Origin of the sequence: Enterococcus sp. HMSC072F02 (genome assembly GCF_001837725.1) — a bacterium.
Taxonomy (GTDB): domain Bacteria; phylum Bacillota; class Bacilli; order Lactobacillales; family Enterococcaceae; genus Enterococcus_B; species Enterococcus_B lactis.
In genome coordinates this window covers 1-5,523 of the sequence record NZ_KV833925.1, presented here as the reverse complement: position 1 = coordinate 5,523, position 5,523 = coordinate 1, and the positions used below count along the sequence as shown (strand labels likewise).

Here is a 5,523-nt window from a genome sequence, read left to right as displayed (position 1 = left end):
TCTAGGAAAAAATTAACTAGCACCACGGGTTATATACTATAAATCAAGGAGGAATTTGATTATGGCAAAATCAGTTGCAGTTTTGGTGACTAATCTAGTCGAAGACGTTGAATATACTGAACCTGTAGAGGCTCTTAAGTCTGCAGGACACAAAGTGACAACGATCAGTTTTGAAAAAGGCACTGTTGAAGGTAAGCATGGTACTCAGATTAACATTGATAAATCCATTGATGAAGTGAGTCCTCAAGACTTTGATGCATTGTTCATCCCAGGAGGATTTTCACCAGATCAATTACGTGCAGACCAACGGTTTGTCGAATTTACTAAGTTCTTTTTAGCAACTAATAAGTTAACAGCAAGTATTTGCCACGGGCCACAATTAATGATTCAAACCGGGTTAGTGCAAGGTCGTACAATGACAGCATATTTAACTGTACAAACTGATTTGTATTATGCCGGTGCACGCATTGAAGACAAAGCTGTTGTGATCGATGGTAATCTAATTACCAGTCGCGAACCAAAGGATATCCCAGCATTTAATGATGCCTTCCTATCAGCTTTATAATGTTGATATTGATAAGCATTCAAACCTATAGCTTGATGAGTTTACCTCTTTTAAAATAAATTTTTAAACTGTTACCGTTAAAGTAACTTATTCCTCGTGTTAGTAACACGGGGGATTTTTATATAGACGTTTTTAAACCCTCATTGCGCAATTAAACTGAACTTATATTTCTAAAATACACTAATTAATAAAAGCCTAGTTACTGACCAATTTTTGGTTAGTGACTAGCCTTTTATTTTATTCATAAGGTAGATTGCAAATTTAATCCGAATTTTTGGACAAATTTGTCAGCATAACCTGATACGGCGTTTGCCAGTCGAGTATTTTAAGCGGTCGCTGGTTAATTTGGAGTAACATCGTCGTTAAATATTGAGCACTAATGTGCTCAAAATAAGTCCCCTTAGGATAAAAATAGCGTAAATTCCGATTAAAGCGTTCATTACTGCCGCGCTCAGATGGCGTATAAGCATGGCAGTAATAGGTCTTAATACCGTATTGTGCTTCAAGTGATACTAGACCGCTAAACTCAGTGCCACGGTCCACCGTAAAACTATGCACCGGGCCATTAAAAGTTGCTAGAAACTTATTTAGGGCTTCATTAACAGTTACTGCTGTCCGGTTTTTTAATCGGTAGGCCCAAAGGAAACGTAATTTGCGATCGATTAAGGTTAATAAAACTGCCTTACTATGCCCACGGGGGCCAACAATTGTATCTAATTCAAAATCACCGATGCGATTACGTCGATTAACCACGATGGGTCGCTGTTCAATTGACCGTCCTAATGATTGATTATATTTAGAACGGTGGTCAAGGTTACGCCGTTGGCGCACGCCATGTTCAGGCAAATCATTTAAAGAAAACTCAATTTTCCCTTGATTTAACCAATTATAAATTGATTTAGTCGCTAGTTTAAATTCGTGAGCAATCATTCCTGGTGACCAGCTTAGAGGTAAATGGTTGAGAATTTTTTGCTTTAACTCATCGCTCAGCTTAGTTTTCCGACCACATCGTGATCGCTTGTATTCGGCATCTGTTTGTGCTAATTCAGCCTGATATGGTTGACATCGAGATAATTCATAAGAAATTGTTGACGGTGATCGGTTCAGCCGAACGCCCATTTGGATATTGGACAGCCCTAGTTCACAAAAGGTTTCGATTTTAATTCGTTCGGAATAGGTTATACTAGACAAAAGATCAGCTCCTAAAAGATGGGTTTAAAGTGCTCCATAACTGTTAGATTTCTTGTCTAACAATTATGGAGCACTTTAGGTTCCCTGTGCTTTTTTATTTGTTCAAAAACAGCAACCGTAATTTGTTTTTTCCCAGTACTATAGCTAACTTAAATGTACTTTTCATTAGCCAACGTTAAAATTCGTCTTATACTAAAATTTAATTGTTTAAACGTGATAATAAATGTGATATTATTATTATATGCCAACAATGGTTGTGAACAACGTTTAAATTGTTCGTATACTACCGAAAATGGAGGAATTGGTGTTGAAAACAAATCGCTATGTTGTTGCGTTTGCAGGTGTCATGTTTCATTTAATGATTGGTTCCGTTTATGCTTGGAGTGTTTTTACTAATCCAATTGCAAAACAAAATGGTTGGGCAGAATCCTCAGTCGCTCTTGCATTTAGTATCGCTATTTTCTTCTTGGGAATGTCAGCCGCCTTTATGGGCAAAGTCGTTGAAAAAATAGGCCCTAGACTAACGGGAACTATTGCTAGCTTTCTTTACGGAACTGGAACCATTATGACTGGTTGGGCTATCCATCAAAATTCAATTTGGCTATTATATCTCTCATATGGTGTCATAGGCGGCTTAGGACTGGGAGCAGGATACGTTACCCCTGTATCAACAATTATTAAATGGTTTCCAGACAAACGCGGTTTAGCAACGGGGTTAGCTATTATGGGATTTGGTTTTGCAGCAATGCTGACTGGTCCTGTTGCTCAACAGCTAATGGCTAGTGTTGGTCTTGAACAAACATTCTATCTCTTAGGAACATTTTATTTTGTTATTATGCTGCTCGCTGCACAGTTTATTGTTCGTCCAAATCTGGCACTATCAAGCACTACTGAAAATAGCATTTCTCAAAAAAAGGGAACACGTCTAACCCGAGGACCGGAGCTAACAGCTAACCAAGCCCTCAAAACTAGATCCTTCACTTTTCTTTGGATAATGTTCTTTATCAATATTACATGCGGGATCGGCCTTGTCTCAGCTGCATCCCCCATGGCTCAAAGTATGACCGGCATGTCTGTCCAAACAGCCGCAATTATGGTTGGAATCATAGGCCTTTTCAATGGCTTTGGACGTTTGATATGGGCAACTTTGTCTGATTATATCGGGCGCCCTGCTACTTTTAGTGCCATTTTTATTCTCGATATTGTAATGCTTTCAGCCATGCTCATCTTCAAATTACCGCTCCTATTTGTTATTGCATTATGCTTGTTGATGTCTTGTTATGGAGCAGGCTTTTCTGTCATCCCAGCCTACTTAGGTGATGTCTTTGGTACTAAAGAATTAGGAGCTATTCATGGATATGTACTGACAGCATGGGCTGCTGCCGGAGTTGTTGGACCATTACTATTATCATTAACACATCAACTGTTCCACAATTATACTTTGACATTAGCTGCCTTTATTTTGATTGATCTATTGGCACTGCTAATCTCATTCTGGATACAACGAGATTTCATTAAAGCCAGCAAATTAATAAAAAGCAAATCATAAAAAACTACTTTAAAGCGCATTAAATTATTAAAAACTAAGACAAAATTGAATATTTTTAAACTGCTAAGGCATGTTCCCTGTATTCGCAGGGAGTCATGCCTTTTGTTTTCTGTGATATTCGTCGATTGTTAAATCAATCGACGTAATTCTTTGTGATTTCCTTGAATTCTCCAATATCTTTACACTGTGGAAATCCATTAAGACATTCTGTTTTAAGAAGATGAAAGAAGCTTTCAACTGGCACATTATCAAGACAGTTTCCCTTACGAGACATGCTTTGTATAAATTTTTTTCAGAGAGTTTATCGGTATAGTAATTCAATTGATAATGCCAACCTTGATCTGAATGAATTATTGGTTTTATTCCTTCCGGAATATTTTCTGTGAGTTCATCGAGTGTATCCATAATTAGTTTACTGTTAGGACTATTACTTACTTGAAATGCTAAAACTTCCTTGCTTGCTTCGTCAGTAATAGCTGAAACGTAAGCCCACTTAGTATCGGCTAAGCATACTTGTGTAACATCGGTATGTAATACTTTGAAAGGTACGGTTTCATTAAAATGCTGATGTAGAACGTTACGGCCACTTTTACAATCTACCCTATTAACAAATTATGAAACCTATTTGCCAATCGTTTCGCGTATAATAAACTAGTGAGTAATTTAAAGGTGGGAGAAGGAATGTTTTTATGTTGGAACTGTCATTTGAAAAAGAAGTTGTTAAAACCTTAACGACTGGAAGTAATCAATGGGTGGAACGAAAAGACCTGTATGGTGCGACGCCGAATCAATTATGGGCTAATTTTTGTGACAAATTAAATAACAATAACTATGCTAAATTGCAGGGACACCCTTTAACTGATACCGAATTTAATCAGGTTAAACGGGCGATTGAGGTCCCGACACCTTACGAAGCAGCTAAGTTACTAGCCGCCGAAAATGGCATTGGCAAAGTGGAAGTTGAACGTGATGATGCTAAGCTGGGCACGGTGACGCTCAAGTTATTTTGGAAAGCGGACGTTGCTGGCGGTAAATCTAGTTATGAAGTGGTACGGCAAGCAGTGCGACCACGGTTAGCTGGTACTCAAGATGTCAATCCTGATCGCCGTTTTGACGTAACCCTATTGATTAATGGGTTACCCTTAATTCAATTTGATTAAAAGCCACGGTCGAACTTAACCAGGCTTTTAATCAAATTGAAAAATACGCGTAGGAACTACTTGCGCAACTAAGCCAAGACTCCTATAATGAAAACAGGTACGATATTTTCATACACGTTTTTCGGCAAAGTGATTTTATGCTGAAAAACGGACTTCTCCTAATAGGAGGTTTCATTTTTATGAGAGAATTACATCTTGGCGACAAAACGGTGCCGGCAATCGGGCTTGGTACTTGGCACATGGGCAATTCAACTGCAACCCGCGCAAAGGAAATCAAAGCCATTAAAGCTGGTATTGACGCCGGCGCAACCGTGATCGATACCGCGGAAATGTACGGTAACGGCCGTAGTGAAAGTCTGGTTGGTGAAGCCATTGCCAATATTGACCGGGAAAAATTGTTCCTGATTGATAAGGTACTGCCTTCAAGCGCTTCCGCCGACAGAATGTCCCACAGCTTGGATACCAGCTTAAAGTTACTGGGAACCGATTACGTGGATTTATATCTATATCATTGGCGTGGTGCTGTGCCGTTAAGTGAAACCGTCGAAACGCTTCAGTCCTTGCAACAGCAAGGTAAGATCAAACATTGGGGTGTTTCCAACTTTGACCTCCCCGATATGAAAGAACTGCTTGCCCTCCCAGGCGGTGATCAGGTTGCCGCAAACGAAGATCTCTATAACCTCGGTAGTCGAGGGATCGAATACAGTCTATTACCATGGCAGCGAAAACAGGGGATTCCGCTAATCGCCTACACCCCGGTAGCTGCCGGTGACGAACGCGGTCAGCTAATTAATAATCCGGCCGTTAAAGAAGTCGCCGAGGCCCACCAGGCAACCCCTTGGCAAATTTTATTGGCTTGGGCAATTCGCGATGGCAGTACCTTGGCTATCCCACAATCCGGCGACCCTAAGCATGCAGTTGACAACGTAAAGGCCGCTTCTTTAACCTTAAATGAGGATGATTTGGCAAAAATCGACAAGGCCTTTCCAAAGCCGATGAGTAAGCAACCGTTGGATATTCGATAATATGGTTCTGTTGCAAAGTTTTAAATAAAGAAT

4 protein-coding genes and 3 pseudogenes are annotated in these 5,523 nt (G+C 39.7%); 4 read left to right on the top strand and 3 right to left on the bottom strand.

The features are described 5' to 3' along the window. Positions 1–61: 61 nt before the first annotated feature. Positions 62–565 (top strand): type 1 glutamine amidotransferase domain-containing protein, encoded by a 504-nt coding sequence (locus HMPREF2731_RS03070; protein ID WP_002316746.1) that lies wholly within the window; start codon positions 62–64, stop codon positions 563–565. A gap of 261 nt (positions 566–826) precedes the next feature. Here the strand turns inward: HMPREF2731_RS03070 and HMPREF2731_RS03065 are convergent, their stop codons facing one another. Next, positions 827–1,756, bottom strand: coding sequence for an IS30 family transposase (locus tag HMPREF2731_RS03065; RefSeq protein ID WP_002330380.1), 930 nt, complete (start codon positions 1,754–1,756; stop codon positions 827–829). 307 nt (positions 1,757–2,063) lie between these two features. Here HMPREF2731_RS03065 and HMPREF2731_RS03060 point away from each other — a divergent pair, with 307 nt between their 5' ends. Next, a complete protein-coding gene (locus HMPREF2731_RS03060) occupies positions 2,064–3,305 on the top strand; it encodes an L-lactate MFS transporter (protein WP_008264404.1) in 1,242 nt (413 codons plus the stop codon). 55 nt (positions 3,306–3,360) lie between these two features. Here the strand turns inward: HMPREF2731_RS03060 and HMPREF2731_RS15480 are convergent. Together HMPREF2731_RS15480 and HMPREF2731_RS15475 are read right to left on the bottom strand one after the other, a co-directional pair. Then, positions 3,361–3,579: pseudogene (locus HMPREF2731_RS15480) on the bottom strand (IS3 family transposase). Positions 3,580–3,653: 74 nt separating this feature from the next. Further along, positions 3,654–3,791, bottom strand: a pseudogene (locus tag HMPREF2731_RS15475) (hypothetical protein); the annotation flags it as partial. A gap of 203 nt (positions 3,792–3,994) precedes the next feature. Here HMPREF2731_RS15475 and HMPREF2731_RS03050 point away from each other — a divergent pair. Together HMPREF2731_RS03050 and HMPREF2731_RS03045 are read left to right on the top strand one after the other, a co-directional pair. Continuing rightward, positions 3,995–4,515, top strand: a pseudogene (locus HMPREF2731_RS03050) (type I restriction endonuclease); the annotation flags it as partial. Between the two features lie 129 nt (positions 4,516–4,644). Then, positions 4,645–5,490, top strand: a complete 846-nt coding sequence (locus tag HMPREF2731_RS03045; protein ID WP_070872289.1) for an aldo/keto reductase — start codon at positions 4,645–4,647, stop codon at positions 5,488–5,490. Positions 5,491–5,523 lie beyond the last annotated feature (33 nt).